Source organism: Thalassobellus sediminis (genome assembly GCF_044386045.1).
Classification (GTDB): Bacteria; Bacteroidota; Bacteroidia; order Flavobacteriales; family Flavobacteriaceae; genus Thalassobellus; species Thalassobellus sediminis.
On sequence record NZ_JBISCD010000037.1, the window covers coordinates 50,924 to 77,046 of the forward strand.

Below are 26,123 nucleotides of genomic sequence, written 5' to 3' on the forward strand. Positions count from 1 at the left end.
TATTAGGCTTTCTTTTTACGTGTTCTTTTTGGTTTTTCTAATAAGGTGTTTTTATTTATCATCTTTTCATATTCTTTAAAAAGATATTCTAAACGCTCTGTATCACTTTCAAAAGGTTTTAAACGATAGCAACGCTCTATAGCTAAATCTAATTGATGATGCGCTTCTTTTAAACCTTTAGGCATTTTATCAGGGTCGTATAATTGTGCTAATGTTTTACCTGAATGTTTTTCACGTTCTTCTAATACTTCAAAAACGTGTAGATTGATTTGTTCTTTTTGTTTTTGATTGATTTTTGGAAACGGAAATGTATTATAACATATTGAAGATGAATATCTGTAATCTTCTCTTAATCTTCCTGCTACTGTACTTACCCAAGACATATGCATCCTCGAATTAATGACACCAAAAACCCAAGCCTCTGCTTCATATACTGCTTGTGCTGAAGCATAAATAACTGGACCAGCTTCAATAAAGTCTATTGGTATATAATCACGACGTTGTGAAGTTACACAAGGAACAATTAAACAGGGTTTATTATAATATCTATCTTCTGCAAAACGGTAAGGGAATTTAGCAAGAGCAACTGTTGTTTTTTTTGAACTTGATAATCTCATTACTTCAACACCTTTAAGTCTTTTGATTATTTCAACCTCATCTTTTATTTCCTCTAAAGAATCTACAGTAATATACAGACACCATCTTTTTAAGTTCTTAATAACTTCTTGAGCACCAATAAATGGTTTTAAAAAAGGTCTTACTTTTTTATTTTTAGAGAGTTCATTAAACTCATTTTCATCTAAAATTAAATGACCTCCATCTGCAGGGATACTTCCTTTAATCATTTTTGGTAGACCACCTATTGAAGCAGACTTCCTACTTAAAAAAATGTTTGAACCTTCAACAAGATAAGGGTTAATGTTTTTAGCCTTCTTTACAATCTTACCACTCCATATGTATTTTGCTCCAGTAGATACATTTCTTAAACCTATAATTACAACTGATACACCTGCATTGCCTTTTGCATTGTTAGTCCAATTAAATGTTTGATAAGCAAAATCAATTTCTTTACTATCACCAATTAATAATTGCCAAAGAATATTTACTTGATCACCTTGGCAAATAGAATTTGTTGTTACAAATGCATATTTAGAATTAATTCCATTTATAAAATGATTAGCCTTATAAAACCAAGCAGAAATATAGTCAAGGGATTTAAAATTTTTAACACCCCTAAACACAAATGCCATATCTTCTTTTTGAATTTTATCTTGATTACGAGTACCCAAATAAGGCGGATTCCCTAAAATATAAATTTCATCATTTTCATTTTTAGGACAAGTATCTTCCCAGTTTAAACGTGTGGCATTACCTTGTGTAATATTACCAGCTTCTTTAAGCGGTAAAATGTCTTCCGCTTTACCATAATCGTGAAGTTCACTAACAAACTCTTTATTCATTTGGTGTTCTGCTAACCATAAAGATAAAATTGCCATTTCGTGTGCAAAATCGTCTAATTCTATACCATAAAATTGAGAGAGTTTAATTTTAGTGTACACATCTGGAAAACCTAAATTAAGCTGATGGTTAATTTCATAGATTCTTGCTAAAATCTTTATTTCTAATCGCCTTAATTGTTTATAAGCAATAATTAAAAAATTACCACTACCACAAGCAGGATCAAACATTTTAATTTTTGCAATTCTGTTAATGAGTTTATTTAGTTTTTTTACATCATTAAAATGCTTTTCAAATTCTTCGTTTAATTCATTCAAAAACAAAGGTTCAATCACCTTCATAATATTAGGTACAGAAGTATAATGCATCCCTAAACCACTACGATATGCAGGATTTACTACTGCCTGTATCATAGAACCGAAAATATCTGGATTGATTTCGCTCCAATCTAAATCGCCACACTCAATAATTATTTTTCGTGCTTCTTTAGTAAACTTCGGTGATACTATTGTGTCTCTAAACAAACCACCATTGACATAAGGAAACTCTTTAAAATGAGCTGCTTCTTTACTGTTATCTTTTGTATTAAGGACTTTAAAAAGCCTATCTAAAAATGTATGTGTATCACTACCATCTTTTTGAGTATGTTGCTCTAATGTATCTGTAAACATTCCCTCAATTGGAAATATATCTGTGTCTTCTGCAAAAAAACAAAATAATAAACGAGATAGGAATATATTTAAGTTATGACCACCATCATCGTATATGTTTGGGTTTTCTGTAACCAATATATCATAGAGCTTCGCCATTTTGTATGACGCTTTTCTATCTGCATAATTCTCGTTTTTTTGAGTATACTTCTCTTGACCTGCCCAAGGTAAAAAGAAACCGAAATGTTTATGTATTTCAAGAATAGGTGTATCTAATGCTAAACCTGTTCTTATGTCTTTTGCTAATAATGTTTTATAATCTGTTACAATTACAAATCTTGGGTTGTGTTTTAATGAATCTGTATCTTTTGTTAATTCGTCAATAGTATTTAATAAAGTACCAGGTTCTACTTCTTTAAAAAGCAATTTACTTTTATAAAGCACTTCACCATCAATTTTAGATAAGTTAAAATCCCCCTTCTTTAATCGTGTAATAGATGTTTTAGAAATACCGTATGCTTTCAGTAAGTCGAATACAAATTCTTCTTTATTGAATTTTTCAACTAATGCTATTACGTTTTTTTCTATTTGGGATGCGTTCATTTAGTCTTTTCTATTGCTCTTTTAATGAACTCATAAAAATAGAAATATATATTGATATTCCCTGTACGGTTTAACGTAATTCCTTTCTTTCTTTATTTATCTATTTATTAAACAAGAGTTATAGCATTAATATATAGTCTTAATACAACAACTATCTATTATATATATCTACTTATAATGTTTCTATTTTCTTCCTTCTTTTAAAATATAAATTGGAGTAAATTCTATCAATTAGCTGTAAATAGTACTCCCCATTGACAAAAACTACATTTTGCCTATCTCCTCTATATTCATTACCTTTTTTTGTGGCATAAACTTGGTTTTTATTTATTTTGAAGTACTGTTTTTTAACCTCAATCAAGCCATATTTTTCGGCTTCTTGTTTTAGTCTTACCGCTTTATTAATTGTTAGACCGTAAAACTCTTTTACGCTTAACACAGAAACTTCTGCATATTTTTTAATATCACAGGAAAACGCAATAGACTCATTGGCGCTTCTACTTTTTAGCACGTTGCTACTACGTTTTAAATATTTCCTGCAATATGTTTTGTAAAGTTGAGTGTATATAATTGCGCCTAGAGATGCTCTTATATGTGTTAAATCTTTATAGGTAAAAGGATAGGCTCTTCTTAAGACCCAATTGTTCTTGTCTCTAATTTTTTCTAATGCATGGAGTCTATAAAACTGAAATTCATCGTCATAATACAACCAACCTAAATCTTGAACTTTCTTAAAATTACTTTTTACTGTCTTAGATGTATTACATAGAGTAATTCTTGCCAAATCAATATCAGTTTTACTCCATTGAATTTTACCAGATGGATAACTTAGCTTTAAATACAAATAAAGTCTGAATGGATTTTCTTTATTATTAATTGTTACCCAATTGCACATTTGCAACGGAATATTAACCTTAGGTGTTTTTACAATTTTTTTTTACTAGAAATGTAATTTTCATCTATTACTTTGTGTATATCTGATAACTTATAGTAAATCTTACCTTTAATTTGACAAAAGGGTAATATTTGCTCTTCCCTCCAATTTACAGCTGTTTTAGGTGAAATTTTAAATAATTGTAAAATCTCTGAATTATCTAACAATACATAATTTGGATCTAGCTTATTTTTAAATGTATTTTGTTTAATCAAATATTCTAATCTATCTAATATCTTTTTTAAAGAGTCGTTAAATGGGTGCTTAAAATTGCTCATATTATCTGTTCTTAGAATTAATACTAATTAATGCTTCTTCTAATTCAGCTTGTTTATATCTAATTAAATTTCCTAATCTATAAGGCTTTAAAATGCCTTTTTTATTCCAATCTGTTAGCGTTACTAAAGATACTTTTAGAATAACAGCTACTTCTTGTCTGGTAAGATATTCAGGAGGTTTAATAGGTTGGAAATTTTGAGCAATTACATTTAATTCTGCTCTAACATCATTGATGATGTCTTCTTTTAATTCGGTAGGTGTGATACCGAATACTTGTGTCATTTTACTTTCTTGCATCGTGGATACGTTTTATTGTTCTACGATGCTAAATAAGTACAAAGCTTATTCGTTGAAAATTCGGATTTATTCGGATTTATTCGTTGATAAATTGTTTTGGGAAATTTTGATTAAGTCCTTAACATCTTCAATATAATTCTGGTGATTGGACAAATTAGTTTCATTCTTGATTTCTGCTTTATATTCATCATTTAAAAACTGAATGTACTTTTTTAATGATAATCTATTTTTGAAAATTAAAGACTTACAATTTTCATCTCTGAAGATTGCATTACTAATAGCTTGAAAACTTCTTTCAGGCTTATTCTTATTATCAATTGCTGCTAATTCTTGAAGTGCATCATTAAACCAGTTTTGAGATTCTACACTTATAAAAATATCATTTCTAAACTTTGGTGTACTTTTTTTAGATTCTTCATTGCCACTTTCATAATACTTATGTGTTTCTAATAGCTTATTTTTTTCAATGATTTTTTCATAAACCTTATCATTATATATTTTATTAGATTCACTTTCTAAAACTTCATATAAATATGAAAATTCAAAAATATTTTTATTAACAATATTTATTTGACCTGAAATAAACTCAACTGCTTTATGTTCTAAATAAGGTGTATGATTGAGCCCAATGTGCCTAATAAGATTATGAAAGGTTTGAAAACTATATTTAATTTCGCTTTTAGCAATATTTAATCTATTATCATTAAATCCTAAAATTTGATCTGGAGTATAATCTTTAAAATATGGAATTGCTGTTTTTAACAACTCTCTTACAGCTTGTAATAATATTGCAGAATAAATATCGGCGTTCTTTTTTATTTTTTCATCATAATTAAAAAATTCTGAAAACTTTTCTGTGTACAAATCCCTTAATTCATAAGTCTGTTTAATAATCTTATTTAGTTCTTCTAAATTATAAATTCTCAAATTTCTTTTCCTCTTTTTTAAATCTTCTAAATATTTCATTTTTAAAGAAGCTGGATATATTACAACACTTTCGGCATTAGGAAATCTCATATAAAATAATGAGTATCCGTTTATAAGATATAAGTTTAGCTTCTTGTCAAAAATTTCATAAGTTGTTTTAACTGGTCTGTTTTCATCAGATAAAAATTCAAAAAGCTCTTTTAAAAAATTTGAGTTTTTTGCTAAAGGTTCTTTGAAAAAAGGGGTTTCCTTATGCATTTGATAAAAGTCATCAGCGGTTTTGACTTTTTCAAATTTGAATGAAATACTTCCAAAAACATTCTTTGTTTCTTGCTCCTTTTTTTTAGAATCATTTACTACTTGTAACTCTTTCTGGTTATTAGTAGATTTTAAAGATTCCAAAAACACTTTTAATTCATTAGCATAAAAATTTAAAAAATATAGAAGTAAATTTTCTTGAATACTTCTTAAATAATCAAAATTCTCATAGTATTCTTCCCAAGATAGTTTAACATCAATGACATCATTTAGTTCATAAGGGTAAGTTGTATTTATTAAATCATCAACAGTTACATTTAGATTATCTAAAACATGCTGAATTTTTTCAATCCCAAAATCTTTTAAATAGTCCTGTTTATCAATTTCGTGTATTAAATATCCTAAATAATAATCATTTTGCCCTTCATTACTTAATTTTAGTAAAACATCAGATTTAATTTCAGAAATACACAACTGAAGCATTTTAATAATTCCAGCTACAGAATGTCTCTTTAAAATGTTACTATCATTTAAAAGTTCACAAAACTTATCAAAACCATAAAATTCTTTACTCATAGAAAAAGTTAAAAAGATTTAAATTTATTAAACCTTATCTTACTTTGCTACTTTCATATTAACTTTTTCAATATTATTTTCTTTATTCTGCTTTAACCAATAATCTTGAAGTGTTTTCGCGTTCTCTTTTGGTGTGATTTTTATGTATTTTAAGAATTGTACTTCTGTTTGATGACCTGTAATAGCCATAATAACCATATTAGGCAGTTTACCATATAAGTTAGAAGCGAAACTTCTGCGACATATATGGGATGTTACTAGCTTATGCATAGCATAAGTACCTTTTTCTTTTCTTTTGGTTTTAGGGTTAATCATACTCCCTTCTATTTGTTGAGTAAAACCTGCTTCCTCACACACATCTTTTATATGTAAATTAAATTTTTGGTCTGAAATTTTTCTAGGAAATCCATTATGCTTTTCTAGAATTTTTTTTACTTGTGGATGCATTGGAATAACAACGTTTTGACCAGTTTTTTGAGTTTCTATCTCAATAAAACCTTCTTTTATATTAGTAGCTTTTAATCTTAAAAAATCTGATATTCTTAATCCTGTTCTTAAACCAATTATAAACAAGTCTCTTGCGTTCTCTAATCGCTCTACACCTTTATAATCGTGATTGTATATTTTATTTATTTGTTCATCTCTTAAATAGATGCTATCGGCTTTTACTTTAGGAGCAAAGAATTTAGGATGATTAATATGCTCATGAACCGGTAAGCCTTGAAGCTTTGCATCTCTGGCCATTGTTTTAATAGTACCTATATAATTACCTACTGTACCTAAATTAATCTTCTGGTCTTGGGTTAAATAGTTTACAAACCTATCATAAAAGGTTAGATTTAAATCTGTGAATTTTAGTTTTGTTTTGAACTTCTTTTCATATTCGATTATTTTATTCTTAGTAGTTGTATATTTTGTAATAGTTCCAGAACTTACTGGCTTATTTTTACCCTTAATAATTCTTGATGGTGCTAACTCAATAAACCTTTCTACAAATGGGAGGAAAAATACCTGATCAATCGCATCATCATTTACAGGTCTGTTAAAATGATTAGCTATTTTAGTTTGAAGCCAATCTCTATCAATATAAACACCTTTAGAATTATCTGAATTAAATTCTGTAATTATAAAGTTTTCGAGTTCAAATAGATGTTGGTTTACTTCATCTTTGTAAGCTGCATCATTAGAGTTTTTTACTTTTTGCTTTGCAGAACTCCAATGATTTGGCAAAACTTTTAAATCTGTTGAAGCTGTATAATCAAATTTTCTTCCGTTTTTAAAACGTAATAGGACATTAGAATATCCTTTTGTACCTTTTACAAGGTAATTAATAGTAGCCATAATGTGATAACATTTTAAAAGTGAGCAATATAAAGATACAAAATTATCCCCACATTATCCCCACAATTACTATATTTATACATTATTCACTTAATTAAATTTTAATTATAAAAACAGTAAAAACCTTTATTAACAAGGGATTACAAAGGTTTTAGATAAGTATGTAATATATAGAAAAAGGGTTGGTGGGTTCCTCTTTCTCCGCGAAAAAACCCATAGCGAAAGTTATGGGTTTTTATTTTTATAAGATTGTTAAATGTTTTGTATTTCTATATTGTGTATTACAATATTTATAGTATTCTGAAAACTATACATTTTCTATTAACAGAAAAAATAATATAAAAAACTAAAAACTAGTCTTTTAAAACAACTCTTTGCAATTCTTCTAGAGTTTTTCTTTTGGTTTCAGGCATTAAAATTATTACAAACAATAATTGTAAAATCATCATGAATGCAAAAAAGGCAAAGACCCATCCTGCACCAATTGTAGAAAATAAAACAGGAACAAAAGAAGGTACTATAGCAGCTAAAACCCAATGTACCGAACTACCAAATGATTGGCCTGCACCCCTTAAATGGTTTGGAAATATTTCTGAAATAAACACCCATATTACAGTCCCTTGACCAATGGCATGTGCAGCAACAAATAAAAACAAAAATATAGGCATATAATTACCTTCCCAATTAAAGAAGAATGCCATGGAAACTAATGTTAAGGAAACAATATATCCAATAGACCCTATATACATTAGCTGTTTTCTTCCTAATTTATCAATAAGATTTATTCCTATTAGAGTAAAAATCATATTAACAACTCCAACACCTATACTACTTAAAAGCGCAGAGCTTTCTTCTAAACCTGCTTCTGCTAAAATTCTTGGAGCATAATACAATAATGCATTTATACCTGACAATTGATTGAAAAATGCAATTAAAAATGCTAAAATTATTGGAAACCTATATTTTTTTATAAATATATTCTCATTTAGAACAGTATTATCCATCTCTACTTTAATTTGAGCAATTAACTTATCTGAATCCTCATTAGGATTAATTTTTTCTAAAACCTGTTTTGCTTCTACTACCTTCAATTTTGTTAATAACCATCTAGGACTTTTTGGTAATGTAAATGACAATAACACATATATTAACGCAGGAATTGTTTCTATCCCTACCATCCAACGCCAATCATTATCACCTATTCCGTTAAACAAATAATTAGATCCAAAAGCTATTAGAATTCCAAAAACAATATTAAACTGATACAAACCAACTAACTTCCCTCTGTCTTTTGCTGGAGCAATTTCTGAGATATAAGCTGGAGCAGCTATAGTAGAGGCACCAACTCCTAAACCTCCTATAAATCTAAATATTGCAAAAGTAATAGCATCATTGGCAACACAAGAACCTATAGCGGAAACGGTATAAAAAACACCAATCCAAATTAAAGTATTTCTTCTTCCTAGTTTATTTGCAGGAATACCCCCAAAAAAGGCTCCTATTACTGTTCCCCAGAGCGCCATGCCTATAACTACTATACCATGAAAAGCATCGCTAGATCCCCAAAGTAGTTGTAACTTTTTTTCGGCACCAGATATAACAACGGTATCAAATCCAAATAAAAAACCAGCTAATGCTGCTGTTATAGACCAGATTAGTATTTTTTTATTATTCATAATCTACTTCTTTTTATTTTAATGGTGTTAATAATGGCTTACCCTCTATTATTTTTTTATACCTTAATAAAGCTTCTACATAGTAATAATCAGCATATATAATTGAATAATCTATTTCAGACCCTGCAGGTTTATGACCTGTTGAGTGCAATAAACAAGATGAGTTTACATTTTTACTTTGATAATTTTCAGAAAGTTCCATCAACATTTTTTCAGCTTTTTGAAAATATTCTTCTGATAGTTCTTTATCTTTTGTAAACGTTGACAACTCTAACAAAGCAGAAGCAACAATTGTTGCTGCAGAAGCATCTCTTTCTGTGTTTGGAATATTAGGTGAATTGAAATCCCAATAAGGAATTAAATCGTTTGGTAAATTTTCTAAATATACCTTAGTTGCCTTATGAGTAAAATCTAAAAACTTTAGATCCTTTGTTTCTCTATATACCATTGTATATCCATAAATGGCCCAAGCTTGACCTCTTGCCCACATACTATCATCACTATATCCTTGATGTGTAACACCTTTTATTTTTTTTCCTGTGTCTTTATCGTAAACAACAACATGGTAGGATGAGTAATCTGGTCTAAAATGATTTTCCATGGTAACATTAGCATGACTTACTGCCATATTATATAATGATTTATTACCACCATTTTTAGAAGCCCAAAACAAGAGTTCTAGGTTAATCATATTATCCATAATTGTATTATGTTGTGGCCACTCCATATTAGGGACTTCTCTAGGCCAAGATAAAATGGTCCCTACATTAGGATTAAAAAGAGTTGCAAGCGTATCTGCTGTGTTAAGAATTACATCTTTATATGCTTCGTTATGAGTTAACCTATAACCATTACCATAACTATTAAATACTTGAAAGCCTAAATCATGATCTAATGCCGGTGTTACTGACAAAGGCTTTAAATACATTGTAAATTTATCAGCCTCTTTTTTTAACTTTTTGCTTTCTGTAAATTCATATAAATACCAAAGTTCACCAGACCAAAATCCACTAGTCCAATCTTTATAATCTACATATCTCCAGTCTTTAGAATTGGGAGCGATATTTCTTGGAATATTACCTTCTGAAGAAATTAATTTTAATGCTTTAGAAGATTGATCAACACAATATTCTAATTGTTTATCTACATTAAAATTATTTGTTTGCGATTTAGACGTATTACACCCAGATATAAAAATTGCTAAAAAAATTACACCTAAAAATTTTAATTTAATATTCATATTGCACTTCAGTTTCATCAAATTTTTATTAATTTTTATGTTGGTAAAAATTGTATTTATAACTATTACCTTACAAGTATATTTGATAGTGTCAATATTATTAAGAATAAATCCACAAGCACATAAATTATGATTCAAACCATATAAATTATAGGTATAACTCCCTTAAAAAATAATTACAACCTGAAAAACAGCTATTTAGAAGACAACCTTTATTAATCATTAATCTTAATAATTAGATGTTTTTTATAAAACTTACATTCTATAAAATTTGCAAGTTTTATTTTTCCATAAAAAAAAGCACATATTAAATAAATATGCGCTTTTACTTTTATAATATCACCAAATTATTTTTTAGCAATACAAAACTATTAAGGTTTTATAATTTGTCTACTCTATACCAATCAAAATCTGCATAACCACCCATTCTCACATTTTTTTCACTTATAGCGAAAAATCCCACTTTAGCACTTATCCAAAGATCTTTTTCTGCAATAAAGCTAGTTCCAATTTTATTAAACTTTTCACCTTTTTCACTATAATAAAATAAACATGTTGCATCAGGAGCAGATACTTCCATTCTTAAATAAACAGTATTTGATTTTAATTCTTTTTCTGAAACTACTTTTTCTTCTATACCATTAATAGCATCTCTACATACTACTTGTTGAACCCAATATTTCTCATCATGATATGCAATTCCGACATATGCATAAGACTGTCCCATCATCAACAATCCTGCTCTTTTACCCGGTGTATTCCATTCTGTATTTAATGTAACTTTAGTTGTTGCTTTAAAATTTGGAGCAGGTAATTTTTGCAACAATAAACTTGGAACATTCCAAAGGTTAGGTTCTTCTTTTTTACTAATAGTAAACAATCTTAAATAGTTACTTCCTGGTATTTGAGCACTCCATTTTACAGAAGAATTAGCATACCATTGCCATTGTAAACCTGGTTTACCGTTTTTAAACTCATCACTTTCTTGTGGAGAAGATATAGCCATAGCTTGAACTGGCTTTTTATATGTAATTATAGGTTCTCCTACCCCATTTTCATCTATATCTTTTCCCATATTCGGCCAATTATTTTCCCACGATATTGGAGTTAACCAAAGTACTCTTCCATAAACAGCCTGATCTTGAAAATGAACAAACCAAGATGCTCCATCGGGAGAAATTACCCAAGCGCCTTGATGTGGTCCATTAATAGTTGTACTTCCTTGCTCTAATACAATTTTTTCTTCGTAAGGACCATAAATATTTTTAGATCGCAATGCTAACTGCCATCCAGTTTCTACACCTCCTGCTGGTGCTAAAATATAATAGTAGTCATCTTTTTTATATAATTTTGGTCCTTCTACTGTATGATTATTTTCATGGCCATCAAACACGTTTCTTCCTTCATCTAAAACTTTTGTTCCTTCGTTATTCATAGTTCGCATGGTTAACATGCTATTAATTCCTGCACGACTTCCTGCCCAAGCATGTATTAAATAGGTGTTTTCTCCATCCCATAAAGGACAAGGGTCTATAATACCTTTTCCTTCTAAAACTAATATAGGTTTTGACCACTTTCCATAGATATCACTTGTTTTAATCATGTATACACCAAAATCTGGATCGCCCCAATAAATATAAAACTCGTTGTTATGATACCTTAAGGAAGGCGCCCAAACACCTTTACTATGCTGAGGAACATCAAAAACTTCTTCTGGAATTAGCTTTTCTAAAGCATAACTTACAATTTTCCAATTTACCAAATCTTTAGAATGTAATATTGGTAAACCAGGAGTACAATTAAAACTACTCACAGTCATATAAAAATTATCCCCTACTCTAATTACATCTGGGTCTGAGTAATCTGCATATAATACAGGATTTGTATATGTTCCGTTTTCATTATCTGACTGCCATACTTTAGAGACATACTGTTGAGCAACAATAGACTGTATTGATATTACTAAAAGCAGAAAAAAAACTTTCCTTATTATCATTTTATTTTTTGTTGTCATTATTTACTTAATTATTTATAACAGACAAAACCAATGGAGATTTTACAATTTCTTTTTGTCTTTCTAACATATGATACCAATCATTAACATTAGCAACCTGACCACTTTTTGTCCAAGCAAAACCTGCATAATAACTAAGTGTATTACCTTTAGGGTGTGTAATAATTAATACCTGGCTTTGATCGGGTGTATTTGAATTATGATTTATTGATTCCTTTACCAATGCAGCATCTATAATTATGCCTTCACCTACAAAAGCATCATTAATAGGTTCCCAATGCATAAACAACCCTTTTTGGTTATTAAGTTTAACATCTCCTTTACCTTCATGTTTTGCTATTCCAATGGTATAATTTGGAACTTCATTTTCTGAATTTAATTTGATATTAAATTTCGAAAAATTACTACCTAAGTCTAAGGAAATTCTTTTGGTTTCTTTTACGTTATAATCACTCCATGATGCATAGTTTAATTCAAAAACTGTTCTTAAAGGTCCTGTTGCTATGGTTCTATAAGAAACAAAATTTTTAGAAACATATAAACTATCGTTTTCCCAAATACCAGTACCTCCAGCTCCTCTACTTTTCCCTACATGATAAGGATCATAACCTTCACCATGATCAATATGATAATACCCTTCTGATTCTAGATTTTTTGAATACCATTTATCAATAATAGAATAATCTACGCGTTTTAACCAAAGGTCTATACCACTAGATAATGTTCCTCCATATTCATTCTGTTCAATTCTTCGCTGTGCTTCAGGTCCATATGTTCTAAAAGCTACTTTGTCGTTTTCCCAAGTATAATCATCTGTTCTTTCTGGAACCAATCTAGAAAAGGTAATTGCTTTTGTTTCTTTAGGGTTTTGCAAACTATCAACAACAACCACATATTCTACAGAGGAATTTGCTGTTGTTTCTGCTTGAAAAAGTAATTGATCCATTACACCATCTTGATTGTTATCTATCCACTGCGTAGTTACATACTCTTGAGTTTCTTGCTTTTTTACTTTAAGGTTTTCTTTAGCAGTGTTTTTTAACAATACTGAAAGATTTTTAGCATCTAGACCAACAACTTCTTTTCTAAAAAAATCTAAATTGTTTTCTACTTTAACAATCACTTCTTGTTTTGTTAATTGGTTTTTACATGAAAAAAGTATCATTATCATTAAGAATACTGATATTTTAAAAGACATATTTTTAATCATTTTATTTTATAATTTTTATATTTTCAACAAAGTCTCCAACCATAATATTTTCAGATGAAAAATCTTTAAGATTTTCTTCATTTAAACTAATGTTTTCAAAAGAAACACCATCAATCATTCTGGTTGCATCATATCCTTGGATAATAGATGAATTGATACTACCTCCTGTATAACTAATGTTTTTAAAGATTATATTTTGAATTCCTTTACCTGGAGCAGCACTGTATTTATCATTATATAAAACCCTTAAATTAAAAAGCTGACCTTCTTGAATTGACTCAATTCTAATCTCTTCAAAGGTTACATTTCTTACCAAATTTTTGTCTGTAGCTACAATACTCATACAGCCTTGATAATTACGATCATCTTCATCATGCTCTAAAATATCAATATTATAGAAATGCATGTTTTCAATAATTTCACCTTCCTTTTCTGCATTTCCATGAATACCTATATTTATTGGGTGTGCTATATCTGCCCAAAGAATTGAATTTTTAATTTCGTAATTTCTAGCATCTCCGTAAAAATCCCAACGATGGCCGTAAATAGCAATGCAATCATCTGAATTCCTCATAAACACATTATCAATTTCTACATTAGAACAAGACATTAAATCAATACCATCACTCCATCCTTGATTGCTAAATGATTTTATGTTTTTAATTATTAATCCTTTTGTTTCACCACCATATATAGTATAATGTTTAGGATTTATAAAAATTAAACCATCTACCTCTATATTTTTAGAATGCCTTATTTCAACCCCTCTTTCTGGTTGCATTACAATACCTCTGCCTATAATTTTTACATCTTGAGCTTTATTAACTAAAAACTTTGCTTTTATAATGGCACCTCCATGCACATAAACCGTTTTTCCTGATGGAATATGATATACATCTCCTGGTTGATCTTTGGGTTTATGTATTCCTGGTCCAAAATAAATAACATTTGGATCTTTAGGATCTGGTCTGTTTTTTTCTATTGAGTTAGCAAAAACATGTAAGTTTTGCAATTTATCGCTGTTAAGTTCTAAGGAAATGTTTGTTGGTTTATCCAACATAAATGTGATTTCATTTCCATTCACAATAGGAATAACTCCAGATGATTTTGGTCTTATCTCAGCCTTATTTATCAATCCATTGTTCTTTCTAACCTTTATTTCTACTTTTTTATTAAAATCGAAATGAACCATAGAAGCTTTAGATTTTGTATCTAAATCTACTTCTACATTATATTCAAAAAGGTCTTTCCATTCTCCGTTTACTTCTCTAACTTGAACAGTAAAATCATCGTTATGAGCTGAATACTTATAGCCTCCAGGAACTTCATAAATAATGAGGTTTTCTTGTGCTGAAATTTGGTAGCATATAAATACAAAAATAATTCCTACTAGTTTATTTATTTTAACTATCCTCATTTTTAGTTTATAACCATTTTAATAGCTTGATAAGAAAGTACAGGAAGATTAAAAACTACCGATTTAGATTTTCTATCGTACTTACCAATATATTCTTTACCTGAAGCATCTGTTAACAATGCTTTTTTAATTTTATTCGATACTTTAACTTTTAAATCTGTTACACCTTCAGTAGAAAGAAACCATTGGTTATTTTCCTTTTTTAAGGAAGCTGAAGCTGGATTACCTTTAACTTCAAGTGTATATGTGGCATTAGAAATTGATTTTCCTTTTCCTAAAAACAAAGTAAAACCCTTGTTTTGACGGCTAATAACGGCATAAGTTCCTTTTACAAATAGTTGTTTTGTTGCCAATATATCATTAGTATCTGTATTAGAAAATACAAAATTTTCTTTACCAGTTTTTTCTATAACATGAATTCCTACGTTCTCTTTATTTCCAAAATAATCAACAGTTTTTATAGCTGTATCTCCATTTTCAGCTGGCTCATAAATGGCTACAAAAGGACGAGACCAAGCTTCTCCATTTTGTTTTACTACCAATGTTGGAATTGGATTATTATTCATTTCTTTTGGAAGTGGACCGTGACGAAAAGCTGTAGATTTTGGAGACATTACAGAAAATACTTCTCGGTTTTCCTCACCTTTAAACCATAAATTCATATTTACAGTACGATTTTCCATTTTTAATGAAAATTGTCCTTTAAAATCGGCATTGGTTTTGACTGATTCTTTATTCCACATATAATCATACGCCATTAAATCGCCATCTCCAAAAGCCAAAGAGGATGTTGGTTTTAATTTAAAAGGTTCATTATTAGCATTGGTTAAACTTAATTTATGTCCTAAATTATGGAAGAAATATTCATGTTTAACATCTTTATTTTCTTTTTGTTTAGAACGGAATATATCAATATAAAACCCACCTTCTTTGTTCTTAATAATTCCCAATACTCTACGTTGATCACTATGGGTTTCTGGTTCTAAAAAAACAACATCAGAAAAAGTGTATCCATTAAGATTTCCTTCTTTATTTTTACTCTTAGGATACATTCCTAACACTTTAAAAGCATGATTGCTTTTCATTTCAGGATATTTCGATTTTCCATTTACAATAACTGTGTTATGAGCGGGAAACTGTGTGTAATATTCAGCATATTCAATAGAAAAATAACTTGAACCATGTCCCATTTCTGGAGCTAATGGCAATCCTTTTCCATATAACTCCATGGCTATACCATTAGAATGCATATGATTACCTAAAGAACCTATTTGACTAATCATTAAGGCATCATTTTCTATATTTCCTTGACGTTGTACTAACCAACTTGTATTAGGAGCATAAAATAAAGGAGATGTAAAATCTGTTAATTTACCAATTTCAATATCTTTATCTAATTTTAAACCCTCATGTGAAAATAAATCTGAAATTTTTCTGCCTACAAAATCGCTTTCATATTCATGCTCATCATAAATTGTTTTAAGCATTTTAGTAAAGTAAATCTCGTCTTCTTGCTTGTTATACTTTTGAGCATTTTCTATTAAATACTTTATAGGTTCTGATCTAAGATGCTTATAATGCCCATCTCCAAAAGCTACTTTAAATTTATTAGGATATAAGTACTCTGGAGCCGTTATTACCGATTGTTTTAAAACAGGCATTTCTTTAATTAAATCGATATTAAAGTTACGGTCATAAAATTCAGCAAAATGAATAAAATCATTTAAAACATTCATTGAATAGCCAGGGCTTTCATTCCAAACACCAGTGTTATAATCATAACCATAATCCATCATTTTTTTCATTGACCACTGTCTCGTAGAAGTTTTATTCATAACCAGATTTAAATAGTAAGGTCCACCCTTACCATTTTCATAGTAGTCATTATTTTCTAATACTAATGCAATATTTGAAATATGAGCAGCTTGTAATAAGTTCCAATTGTTAAAACTTACCCCGTTTTTAATTATTAAATCTGCCCATTTTTGAAGTGTAGCAGCGAAAATTTTCAAACCATTAGGGTGACTCGTTTTGATATATTTATGCAAAAAATCATAGCACTGTGTCACTTCATTCAAAACATGTTCTTGTATGACTTCAAATTGCGTATAACTTACTAATGTTTGATGGTGGCCGTGACTTAAATCAATAGGTTCATTTAAATAATACACTCCTTTTAAATAGGTGTTTAATACATTATATGCTAAATCTGCATATTTTTTATCACCTTGATACCAATATAAAAAAGCAGCATCTCTTGCAATACTTAAAATTTCTCGGTTAATAGAAGCTGTAATCCCACTTGTCGAAGGTATAGCAGCCCATTCCCATGTATTAGTAGTCTTGTTATGAAGGTATAATCCTCTTGGATCATCCATATAAGGCTTTACATCTTCTAACTTGGGTCTTTTATAATCTGAAGGTGTACCTCTACCTCCAATAAATTTAACTGTAGGCACAGGCGCTTTTCCTTCGGCATGATCGTATTTCCCGCCGTTAATATATACTTGTGTTGATTTCGTGTTCCAATACATTTGCAACCTTGAAACCAACCATGTTGAATCTTTTTCAATTAAATTGATATATTTTTCTAACCTATTTTTTGTTTTATTAATAATCTGATAAGCCCATTTTTTATTTTCGACAAGTTTTTTAACATCATCTAACTCCATATTTTGTCCAAAAACACGAGGATGCAATTCTCCCATACTTTCAGGAACTGGTAATTCTTGAGCATTAGAATCTATATTAATTATTAATATCAATAATCCAATTAAAACAATAAGTCTTTTCATTATTATAAAATTCATTTTTACATTAAAAATAACAGCTGCTAGTAAAAACTACTAACAACTGCTATTAATTCTAAACAAAAACTCAAACAAAATAATATTATACTAACATTTTGTTTGAAAAGTAAACTCTAGCAAACTACTCTAGAACTTACAAAAAAACTAACTCAAACTATTTTCTTATATTTTTTTTATATGGATAGCTACACCTCCAGAAGCTAATAGGTTTAATTCTATTTTTTGTCCTTTTTTTACTTTTTGTTTTTTAACCCTCACCTTTGTCTTTGTTTTTATACTGGCATCGTCTAAATATAAAAAAGCTTCATAGCTAGTACCCTCATCTAAAAAGTCTAAACTAATTTCTAAACTTCTTGCATCATTATTTGTAATTGCACCTATAAACCAATCTTGACTAGACTTTCGGGCTATAGCTATATGCTTTCCTATTTCACCATTTAAAACTTTTGTTTCATCCCAAATTGTTGGAACAGCATCAAAAAATGCTATTTCTGGTTCTCCATTATAAGCACTAGGTTTATCATACCAGTATATAAATTGAATAGGACTATAAAAAACTACAGAAAGTGCCAATTGATGTGCATGTGTTGTTTTTATGCGGTTGTTATAATAGCATATAGTGTAATCTCCTGCGCCAGCTAAATAACGTGTAAAAGGCAAGGTTGTGTTATGCGTAGCATCTGGCATTTCTTCATTACCACGAATACCTTCTTGAGTCATTAAATTAGGGTAAGTTCTACTAAATCCTGTTGGGCGATACTCGTCATGAACATCAACCATTAATTGATATTCAGCAGCTTTCTTTATAGCATTATGCATCCAAGTTGTCCATTGACTAGAGCCTATTTGAACAAAACCAAACTTTACACCTTTAATACCCCACTTTCTACATTGGGTAAAAACTTCATCTAATTTATTCGTAAGTGCTCTTTGATTTATATATACAAAAATGCCAATATCTTTACTCGCTGCATAATTCACTAATTCTTGCATTTTAATATCTTTTGCAATGGTAATAGCATCTGAACTTACTTTCATTTCTGGACCGTACCAACCCGCATCTAAATGCACATATTGTAAATTACGTTGTGCTGCAAAATCTACACATTCTTTGGCTTCTTTTGTTGTTAAATTAGATCTAATAACTTTTCCAGGTTTAATCCATGAAGTGTTTTTTATCTGATTCGGGTTATTTAAATTTAAAACAATATCATTATTCTCTAATAATTCACCTGGTTTTTCTGCTACCATAATTACACGCCAAGGTGTTGAATATGGAGTTATTACATCAACTTTGTCATACATTGACAAAGTGATAGTATTAGGTTTAGCTTCACTTAACTTAAATTTACCTCTACTATAATCAATCATTTGAGCCTCCAAAAGTGCTACATGAAGTCCGTTTTCTAAATCTAATGTTAATGGACGTTCTGACTCGTCTGGCCAATTTTTTAATGGTAAATAACTATAAGGTCCTTGAGCCCAGGTTTCATAATAAGCCATGGTGTTATCAGGTAAGGTGTAACTAGTTTGTTCTCCTTCAATATGTAAAAACAATCCGTTAGAAGTTTCTGGAAAATGATAACGAAAAGCAACTCCTTCATTATAAACACGAACAATAATATCCATATTATAACTACGTCTCTTATCGTAACTCGTTCCATTTTCACCTTCTTCTAAATGTCCTTTTCCTCCATATTTATTAAAATGAAGTACTAATTGGTTATAATGATTCTTGACTACACTTCTTTCTCCATAAATTGGATTCCAAGAATTATGAACAGTTTCTCTATCAATAGATTTTAATTCTAAATTTTCACACCAAAATTTACTATGGTCGTTTTCTATTGCTAATGCAGATTCAAATAAGTTATTCTGTATAAGAATCCCTAATTCAGATTCTAAAATCACAGATTGTTTATTGAAGTTAACTTTATAGTACATTTGAGTAGTACCATCAACAGTTTTTTTTTGATAAAAACTAAAATTCAATTTCCCATTAGGTGATTGTATGGTTTCAGTATTTTGTAACCCATCAATATTTGTGTTTTTTACATTAGCATTTAATACCACTGTGAAAAACACAAAAAAGATATTTTTAATAGTTCTAAAAAGGGATTTTAACATTGTACCTAAAATTATTTAACTGTTAATTATTGCTGAAACTATTTATGCATAGTCTTTATAAGTGTCATACTCAAAAATTCAAAAAAACACTCTTATTTTTAAATAGGAAAAATATATATTCAATATTACTAAGAATAACTTGTTATAAGTATAAACTATCATTCATACCTTATAAAAAAGAACCCTTTTTTAATAAATTTAACAAAAAAGCAACACTAAATTTAGTGTTGCTTAAAAAAATACTATAAATAATATATAAAACTATTCAACAATTAATTTTGCTGTTCTATTCTCAATCATTACAAGATACATTCCTGATTTTAAGTTATGATTTATAGTTGTTAATTTAGAATTTGTTTTTAGCTGTTTTTGTAAAACTAATTCACCTATTATACTATACACTTTTACTTCTGTTGTTTCTTTTAAAAATCCTGTCTCTAAATTTATATTAAAAGAATTATTAACTGAAGGGTTTGGATATAATTTAAGAGTTTTGTTTTTAACCAAAACATCGTTAACTCCTAAAGTTTCATCATCATCAGAAGCTCCATCATCCATTGTATCTTTATATGCTTCTAAAGCTGTAACGTCTATAAAACTTGCAACCCAGTCTATTGTATAGTTTGTAGGATCTACAACATCTGCAATTGTAAATCCTATTCTAGAAATAGAAATATCTCCAGTTGTGTAATTAGCATCTCCACTAAAATCAAAGTAATAAATTAAATTCCCTTTAGCAGTTGTTATAGAACCAGTAGGATTATATTTACCTCCACCATTATTCATCCAAGCTCCAGCTGTTTCATTTCTTAGCTCGACTTTAAAAGCTCCAGTAGCTGGTTTATCTCCAATAAATTTAACCGCAATTATTTTATCTGTAGTAGAATTTATAGTATAAGTTGCATTGTCATTTTTTAAGTCAGCACGATATTTTCCATTACCTTGATCTCCCATAGTTACGATTAAATGACCTCCAGAAACTGAACTAGTTCCATTAGGTTTATCATCTACAAACCAATTTCCTAATGAAGCAAAATTTTGATTTATTCCTCCTTGAGCTGAAATAAAACTTGAGACGCATAGCATTAAAGCTATTAATAAAAAGTGTAAATGTTTTTTCATAATAAATATTTAGTTTAATTTTTAACCATAATTTAAGGTTATGGTTTTAACCTTCACAACCCAACTAAAAGACTACAAATAAGACTTTTAAGATTATAAAACAAACCTAACAATGAAAATAAAAAAGGGATATAAAACATAAGCCAAAGCCTATAAATTATATCCCTTTTTGCTTGTTTTTACAAAAAAAACACTTTTTAATACATAAAATATATTTAGGACTAATTAAACCTAACAATAAGATTATCAATCAATAGCGTAAAGTAAGGTTCCAAAACCTAAGGAATCGTAACCTCCACTATTAGGTCCATAATCTCCTCCTCCTCCTTCAGCACCATAAAAATCAACTGCTAATTTTAAATATGGAGAAGTAAGACCTCTTTTTACAACATATTGATAGTAAGGTAAAGCCCAAATAGGTCTTTTTTCACCTCTACCCTGCTCACTTATTTGGGTGTGATTAACATCATCACAGTTATTATAAGGTTCAAATGGTACGCCTAAACCTGCAACATTATACTTTGCTGCGTATTCTATAGCTTTTAAAATTTTATTATCGTCATATTCGAACAAATCATCACCTTGATTACTTGCCATTGCGGCAATTTCAGAAAAATAACCAACACAAAGTAAGGCGTGTCCTTGATCTCTTCCACTTTCTTGTAACTGACCCAACCCGTTTGGATGTATATAATAAATAGCTTTATTTAAATTTCCATTTCCACCACCCGTTTTTAAATATTTAATTGCATAATCATACATCTCCTCATTATCAGTTAAAACTCCTATAGAAATAACAGCCGCCAAATTAACTAAATCCCAGTTAGCCCAGTAATGACTAATACAAGTATTCCAATGGTTATCTAAAAAAGCCTTGTTAATTGGATAAAAGACATCTACAAGCCATTGTTTAAATGTATCAAAGTCTGAAGCAACCCAACCAGTATAAGACCTCATTATTTCTCCAGCATTGGCAAATTGATATCCATATATTCCTGCTCCTAATGCCCTATTACTATTACCTGTTATAGATTTACAGGTTGAAGCCCAAGCATTTAAAATGGCTATAGATTTGTCTGCATAAGCATTGTCTCCTGTGACTTTCCATCTAATAGCTAATTGAAATGCTGCTGCAGCATCATTAAAAGCTTTTGAATAATTATCTGGTTCTGGTTCTTCTCTTGATTTCCCGCCCCTTATTAACTTTACAACAGGACTAAAATTGTAGCTCAATTGTGCATGTGAATTACTGGTTAGTTTATTCCATCCTGATAACCATGGTTCTGCGCTGGCATTAACTTTCGTTTTAATTCTGTCAAAATCTGCATTCGTCACTAATAATCCAGGATGAACAAAGGTTTTTGGATCTGGATCTGGGTCTGGATCTGGGTCTGGATCAGGATCAGGGCTTGGGTTAACAATCTCAGAGCCTCCATCTGAGGAACAACTATAGTTAGTTAGCACCAAAAATGGAAGACAAATTAGCAATATTTTAAAAAAGTTTTTTTTCATAACGCATTCAATATTTTAATATTCTATAAAAATTAATTGATACTACAATTTTACATAAAACTAATTTTTGTTAATGTAAATTATTACCCAAAGAATATAAATTATATGTTTTTTTAAATTTATAGCAATATATAATTCTTAAGAGACAATATAAACTGAAAACAAAAATGGAACCATTTACTGGTTCCATTTTTATTGTAAAATAAATTACTTTATAGTTTAGTGAGTGGCAATATATGCTGCCAGTTCATCTACATTTCTAAAACTACTAATCCAAAATACCTCATAACCTGTTTCTTCTGTAGAAGTTATATCGGCTATTTTTAGTTGGAAAGATGCTAAATCTCCATCTTGAGTAAACCCTCCATCAATAGAACAATCATAATAAATTACATTATCATCTACAAAATCAGTTAAATAAGCATTATTTTGTGCTCCATTAAAACGGTCTAATTTTATATTTCCAGAACCAGGTACAGGAGCTCCAGTACCTGTAAAAGCTAATTTAAAAGCTAAAATTGGAAACTCTGTACTATAATGCCATTTTCCAGTTGGAGAACCCTCAGGAAATATCCCATCTTCTATAAACTTAAGATCAGAGCGACGTTTAGTTCCATCAAATTGTAACGCTTCAAAAGTTACTTTTAATTTACTATCTTCAACAACATTTGTAGCATTTTGTTGACCTACCCAATAGTCAGTTGCATTTGGATCATCAAATTCATATATAAATTTCCCGTAAGGTAAAACGGTGTATTCCATTAACTTTTCTAAACTTTCAAAAGACCTAACCCAATCAACTGAGTACCCAACTTCGTCTGTTGTTATATCTGCTATTTTCCATTGAAAAGTTGTTAAAGATGTACCTTCTGTTTGAGACAACTCTGCACCAGAACCAAACGTATTTCTGATATCATAATAATAGATATCACCTTGTAGAACACCATCCCAATTATTTGAACCATTTTTATATTTACCTAAATTAGTATCTAAAATAAAATTCCCACTCGAAGGCTTATTTATTTTAATAGCAATAATAGGAAATTTACCCGCATGTACATCTGCTCCTCCATCAAGTCTAAAATCAGCTCGTCTTTTACTTTGCGTTTGATCAAAAGTAACATTATATTGTCCTCCACTTACTTCAAAACTACCGTTACCCTGACTATTAATTATCCAACCTTCAGCATCATTATCTGTATTAAATTGGAAATCTAGACCAACAAATGGGTATGTAAATACTGGACCAGTTATTACAATATCATCAAATAATATATTAACGGCTCCTGTTTGACCTCCTTCTGGAACTGTTACTACAATTTCAGAATCATTAATAGAAATAATATCTGCAGTAATACCTCCTGCAAACTCTATAGTTAAAGCATTTGGGTCATTACCAAAATTTTCTCCAATAATGGATATTTGATCTCCTGCATTACCTTCTGAAACCGATAAACTATTAGCCTTAGCTCCTGGTAAAACATTGAAATTAGTTTCGGTAAGCTTATTATATGTCCAAACCTTAACAGTAATTGGAGTTTCTCCTGCAGAAACTCCTGAAGGTACTCTAACAACTATTTGATTATTTGTTAAACTAACAATCTCTTCTGCATTTGTAGCAACTTCACCAAAAAAGACAGTAACAGCTTTATTAAAAGTACCGAAATCGGTACCATTTATGGTTATTTTTTGACCTGGTTGTCCTGAAGTAGGACTAAAATCAGTAATTATAGGTTCTGGGTATTGATAAACACTTAGTTCATCATTATCTACACAACCAACAAAAAAGGTAATAAAACCAAATGCTAGCAATGTGAAAATATTTGTGATTATACGATTTTTTTTCATTTTTATAATTTTTTAAATTTCAAAATTATTTAATTATACATTACCAACCTGGATTCTGTTCTAAAGCAGGATTTAAGGCTCTTTGAGTTGATGGTATAGGAAACAAATAGTTCTTTCTTGCAAAATTTCTATTTACAGCTGGGTCTATAACAACAACCCTTCTCATACCAACTGCTGTTTGAATTGTTTTTTCACCCCAAACATATTTTGATGGATCATAAAGACTTGTATTACTTTCATAAATAGTGCCTTCAACTACAGCTCCTAAAACATCTTTATTAAGTTCTTCTTCTGCAACACCCCATCTCTTTAGATCGTTAAATCTATTGTTTTCTCCATACAATTCTACAGCTCTTTCTCTACGAATTTCATTTAGGATATCTAATCCATTAGAAGTAGCTAAAGCATTTGTTAAAGGAGCAACACCAGCACGAGCCCTTACTTTATTTATTGATAAATTTAAATTAGTATCTGAAATAGCACCGTCTCTTTCCATAAGTGCTTCAGCATATATTAAATATACTTCAGCCAATCTTAAATGAGGATAATTAAATCCTTCTTCTCTTGCAGCTCTATAAGTACCATAATTATAAGATCTAAATTTACGTGCAGAAATTCCAGATCCAGAAACGGTTCCTCCACCAGAACCTGGTAAGGCAATAGAACCATCCTCAGGTATGTTTTCACCAAAATATGCAGTCAGTCTAAAATCTCTATTTTGAAATTCGTCTGAAGTTTTATTATAACCTTGAAATAATGGTGATTTATCAATTGGTAAACCATCTGTACATAAAACCAGATCCATCATTTTTCTATTTGGAGATAATCTCTCAAAAACTGTATGACTAATCTGTTCTCCTGCTTGATATAAAGCAAAATCATAAATTCCTTGAATAATAAACTCATTATTGGAGCTCTTATCCAAACCTGCAGGGTTTGAACCAGAATCTTCAAGATTAAATAAATAATGATTACTTAAATTATTCAATTGGTCATTGCCATTCCAAAGTTGATACCCACCATTATCAATAACACTTTTACTTAATGTAATAGCCTCATTTAAATAAGCAGCAATATCACCAGACGGACCACCAGATCCTGTGAAGTCGGTTGTAGTTCCAACATATTTTTCCCAAGTAGCTTCATAAAGTAATACTTTAGCTTTGAAAGCTTGTGCACCCCATTTACTAATCTTTCCTTTATCGCTAGACGATATACTTTGCTCAATTGGTAATCCTAAAATTGCAGCATCTAAATCTTTAACTATTTGAGCAAATACTTCATATCTACTATTTCTAGCCCCATAAAGTTCTGGTGAATCTAAATCTACAACAGTCGTAACAATAGGAACACCTCCAAAACGCTGTAACAAGAAATAATGATGCCATGCTCTAAAGAAATGAGCAGTGGCTATAGACTGAGTAATTTCAGCTTTATCTCCAGCATAATCCTCTGCTTTTTGAAGTAAAATATTCACATCTCTTAAATAATAATAAGAGTTTGACCAATATTTATCATCATTTTGTATCAAATTAGCACCTCTTCCTTCTTCAAGTGGTAATCCTCTTAAATCTGAACCAAGTCCCATGAAATCAAAAATATTGCTATTAAAATTACTTGGTGTACCAGATGCTTTTCTAGGTCTCCAGCTTACCATTTGACTATAAAATTGGTTAGCTGCATTTTCAAATTGATCGGGTGTATTAAAATAAGCTGATTCTGTAACCGAATCTAAGGGATCGAGTTCTAAAAAATCTTTTTCGCAGCTAAATAATGCTAGAAAAAGAATTGTAATTGGAATTATAATTTTTTTCATAATAAATT

17 protein-coding genes are annotated in these 26,123 nt (G+C 29.7%); all 17 read right to left on the reverse strand.

Annotated features, from left to right (window positions below; genetic code table 11):
- Nucleotides 1-2: 2 nt before the first annotated feature.
- Nucleotides 3-2,711, reverse strand: coding sequence for a class I SAM-dependent DNA methyltransferase (locus ACH5TW_RS02250; RefSeq protein WP_439334852.1), 2,709 nt, complete (start codon nucleotides 2,709-2,711; stop codon nucleotides 3-5).
- 172 nt (nucleotides 2,712-2,883) lie between these two features.
- Nucleotides 2,884-3,606 (reverse strand): hypothetical protein, encoded by a 723-nt coding sequence (locus tag ACH5TW_RS02255; protein WP_439334853.1) that lies wholly within the window; start codon nucleotides 3,604-3,606, stop codon nucleotides 2,884-2,886.
- Between the two features lie 29 nt (nucleotides 3,607-3,635).
- Nucleotides 3,636-3,923 (reverse strand): helix-turn-helix domain-containing protein, encoded by a 288-nt coding sequence (locus ACH5TW_RS02260; protein WP_439334854.1) that lies wholly within the window; start codon nucleotides 3,921-3,923, stop codon nucleotides 3,636-3,638.
- Between the two features lies 1 nt (nucleotide 3,924).
- Nucleotides 3,925-4,221, reverse strand: a complete 297-nt coding sequence (locus tag ACH5TW_RS02265) for a helix-turn-helix domain-containing protein (protein WP_439334855.1) — start codon at nucleotides 4,219-4,221, stop codon at nucleotides 3,925-3,927.
- A gap of 66 nt (nucleotides 4,222-4,287) precedes the next feature.
- A complete protein-coding gene (locus ACH5TW_RS02270; RefSeq protein WP_439334856.1) occupies nucleotides 4,288-5,982 on the reverse strand; it encodes a hypothetical protein in 1,695 nt (564 codons plus the stop codon).
- Between the two features lie 39 nt (nucleotides 5,983-6,021).
- Nucleotides 6,022-7,323 (reverse strand): site-specific integrase, encoded by a 1,302-nt coding sequence (locus ACH5TW_RS02275; RefSeq protein WP_439334857.1) that lies wholly within the window; start codon nucleotides 7,321-7,323, stop codon nucleotides 6,022-6,024.
- Between the two features lie 353 nt (nucleotides 7,324-7,676).
- A complete protein-coding gene (locus ACH5TW_RS02280) occupies nucleotides 7,677-8,999 on the reverse strand; it encodes a sugar porter family MFS transporter (protein ID WP_439334858.1) in 1,323 nt (440 codons plus the stop codon).
- Nucleotides 9,000-9,012: 13 nt separating this feature from the next.
- Nucleotides 9,013-10,239, reverse strand: coding sequence for a glycoside hydrolase family 88 protein (locus tag ACH5TW_RS02285; protein ID WP_439334859.1), 1,227 nt, complete (start codon nucleotides 10,237-10,239; stop codon nucleotides 9,013-9,015).
- 379 nt (nucleotides 10,240-10,618) lie between these two features.
- A complete protein-coding gene (locus ACH5TW_RS02290; RefSeq protein WP_439334860.1) occupies nucleotides 10,619-12,235 on the reverse strand; it encodes a glycoside hydrolase family 43 protein in 1,617 nt (538 codons plus the stop codon).
- 25 nt (nucleotides 12,236-12,260) lie between these two features.
- Nucleotides 12,261-13,424 carry a BT3233 family polysaccharide utilization protein gene (locus tag ACH5TW_RS02295; protein ID WP_439334861.1) on the reverse strand — a complete coding sequence of 388 codons (1,164 nt, stop codon included), beginning with the start codon at nucleotides 13,422-13,424 and terminating at the stop codon, nucleotides 12,261-12,263.
- 40 nt (nucleotides 13,425-13,464) lie between these two features.
- Entirely contained in the window at nucleotides 13,465-14,880 is a 1,416-nt protein-coding gene (locus ACH5TW_RS02300) for a glycosyl hydrolase family 28 protein (RefSeq protein ID WP_439334862.1), read from the reverse strand.
- A 2-nt stretch (nucleotides 14,881-14,882) separates the two neighbouring features.
- Nucleotides 14,883-17,675 carry an endo-acting ulvan lysase-like protein gene (locus ACH5TW_RS02305; RefSeq protein ID WP_439334863.1) on the reverse strand — a complete coding sequence of 931 codons (2,793 nt, stop codon included), beginning with the start codon at nucleotides 17,673-17,675 and terminating at the stop codon, nucleotides 14,883-14,885.
- Between the two features lie 177 nt (nucleotides 17,676-17,852).
- Nucleotides 17,853-19,817 (reverse strand): glycoside hydrolase family 97 protein, encoded by a 1,965-nt coding sequence (locus ACH5TW_RS02310; protein ID WP_439334864.1) that lies wholly within the window; start codon nucleotides 19,815-19,817, stop codon nucleotides 17,853-17,855.
- Nucleotides 19,818-20,078: 261 nt separating this feature from the next.
- A complete protein-coding gene (locus ACH5TW_RS02315; RefSeq protein WP_439334865.1) occupies nucleotides 20,079-20,939 on the reverse strand; it encodes a DUF4979 domain-containing protein in 861 nt (286 codons plus the stop codon).
- 246 nt (nucleotides 20,940-21,185) lie between these two features.
- The gene (locus ACH5TW_RS02320; protein WP_439334866.1) at nucleotides 21,186-22,451 is read right to left on the reverse strand and encodes an alginate lyase family protein; all 1,266 of its coding nucleotides are present in this window, start codon (nucleotides 22,449-22,451) and stop codon (nucleotides 21,186-21,188) included.
- 219 nt (nucleotides 22,452-22,670) lie between these two features.
- Nucleotides 22,671-24,299 carry a DUF4979 domain-containing protein gene (locus ACH5TW_RS02325; RefSeq protein WP_439334867.1) on the reverse strand — a complete coding sequence of 543 codons (1,629 nt, stop codon included), beginning with the start codon at nucleotides 24,297-24,299 and terminating at the stop codon, nucleotides 22,671-22,673.
- 40 nt (nucleotides 24,300-24,339) lie between these two features.
- Nucleotides 24,340-26,115, reverse strand: a complete 1,776-nt coding sequence (locus ACH5TW_RS02330) for a RagB/SusD family nutrient uptake outer membrane protein (RefSeq protein ID WP_439334868.1) — start codon at nucleotides 26,113-26,115, stop codon at nucleotides 24,340-24,342.
- Nucleotides 26,116-26,123 lie beyond the last annotated feature (8 nt).

What these genes read in the sequence shown, in the direction of transcription:
- ACH5TW_RS02250 (WP_439334852.1), bottom strand. Translation starts at nt 2,711, where the DNA reads ATGAACGCATCCCAAATAGAAAAAAACGTAATAGCATTAGTTGAAAAA.
- ACH5TW_RS02255 (WP_439334853.1), bottom strand. Translation starts at nt 3,606, where the DNA reads ATGTGCAATTGGGTAACAATTAATAATAAAGAAAATCCATTCAGACTT.
- ACH5TW_RS02260 (WP_439334854.1), bottom strand. Translation starts at nt 3,923, where the DNA reads ATGAGCAATTTTAAGCACCCATTTAACGACTCTTTAAAAAAGATATTA.
- ACH5TW_RS02265 (WP_439334855.1), bottom strand. Translation starts at nt 4,221, where the DNA reads ATGCAAGAAAGTAAAATGACACAAGTATTCGGTATCACACCTACCGAA.
- ACH5TW_RS02270 (WP_439334856.1), bottom strand. Translation starts at nt 5,982, where the DNA reads ATGAGTAAAGAATTTTATGGTTTTGATAAGTTTTGTGAACTTTTAAAT.
- ACH5TW_RS02275 (WP_439334857.1), bottom strand. Translation starts at nt 7,323, where the DNA reads ATGGCTACTATTAATTACCTTGTAAAAGGTACAAAAGGATATTCTAAT.
- ACH5TW_RS02280 (WP_439334858.1), bottom strand. Translation starts at nt 8,999, where the DNA reads ATGAATAATAAAAAAATACTAATCTGGTCTATAACAGCAGCATTAGCT.
- ACH5TW_RS02285 (WP_439334859.1), bottom strand. Translation starts at nt 10,239, where the DNA reads ATGAATATTAAATTAAAATTTTTAGGTGTAATTTTTTTAGCAATTTTT.
- ACH5TW_RS02290 (WP_439334860.1), bottom strand. Translation starts at nt 12,235, where the DNA reads ATGATAATAAGGAAAGTTTTTTTTCTGCTTTTAGTAATATCAATACAG.
- ACH5TW_RS02295 (WP_439334861.1), bottom strand. Translation starts at nt 13,424, where the DNA reads ATGATAATGATACTTTTTTCATGTAAAAACCAATTAACAAAACAAGAA.
- ACH5TW_RS02300 (WP_439334862.1), bottom strand. Translation starts at nt 14,880, where the DNA reads ATGAGGATAGTTAAAATAAATAAACTAGTAGGAATTATTTTTGTATTT.
- ACH5TW_RS02305 (WP_439334863.1), bottom strand. Translation starts at nt 17,675, where the DNA reads ATGAAAAGACTTATTGTTTTAATTGGATTATTGATATTAATAATTAAT.
- ACH5TW_RS02310 (WP_439334864.1), bottom strand. Translation starts at nt 19,817, where the DNA reads ATGTTAAAATCCCTTTTTAGAACTATTAAAAATATCTTTTTTGTGTTT.
- ACH5TW_RS02315 (WP_439334865.1), bottom strand. Translation starts at nt 20,939, where the DNA reads ATGAAAAAACATTTACACTTTTTATTAATAGCTTTAATGCTATGCGTC.
- ACH5TW_RS02320 (WP_439334866.1), bottom strand. Translation starts at nt 22,451, where the DNA reads ATGAAAAAAAACTTTTTTAAAATATTGCTAATTTGTCTTCCATTTTTG.
- ACH5TW_RS02325 (WP_439334867.1), bottom strand. Translation starts at nt 24,299, where the DNA reads ATGAAAAAAAATCGTATAATCACAAATATTTTCACATTGCTAGCATTT.
- ACH5TW_RS02330 (WP_439334868.1), bottom strand. Translation starts at nt 26,115, where the DNA reads ATGAAAAAAATTATAATTCCAATTACAATTCTTTTTCTAGCATTATTT.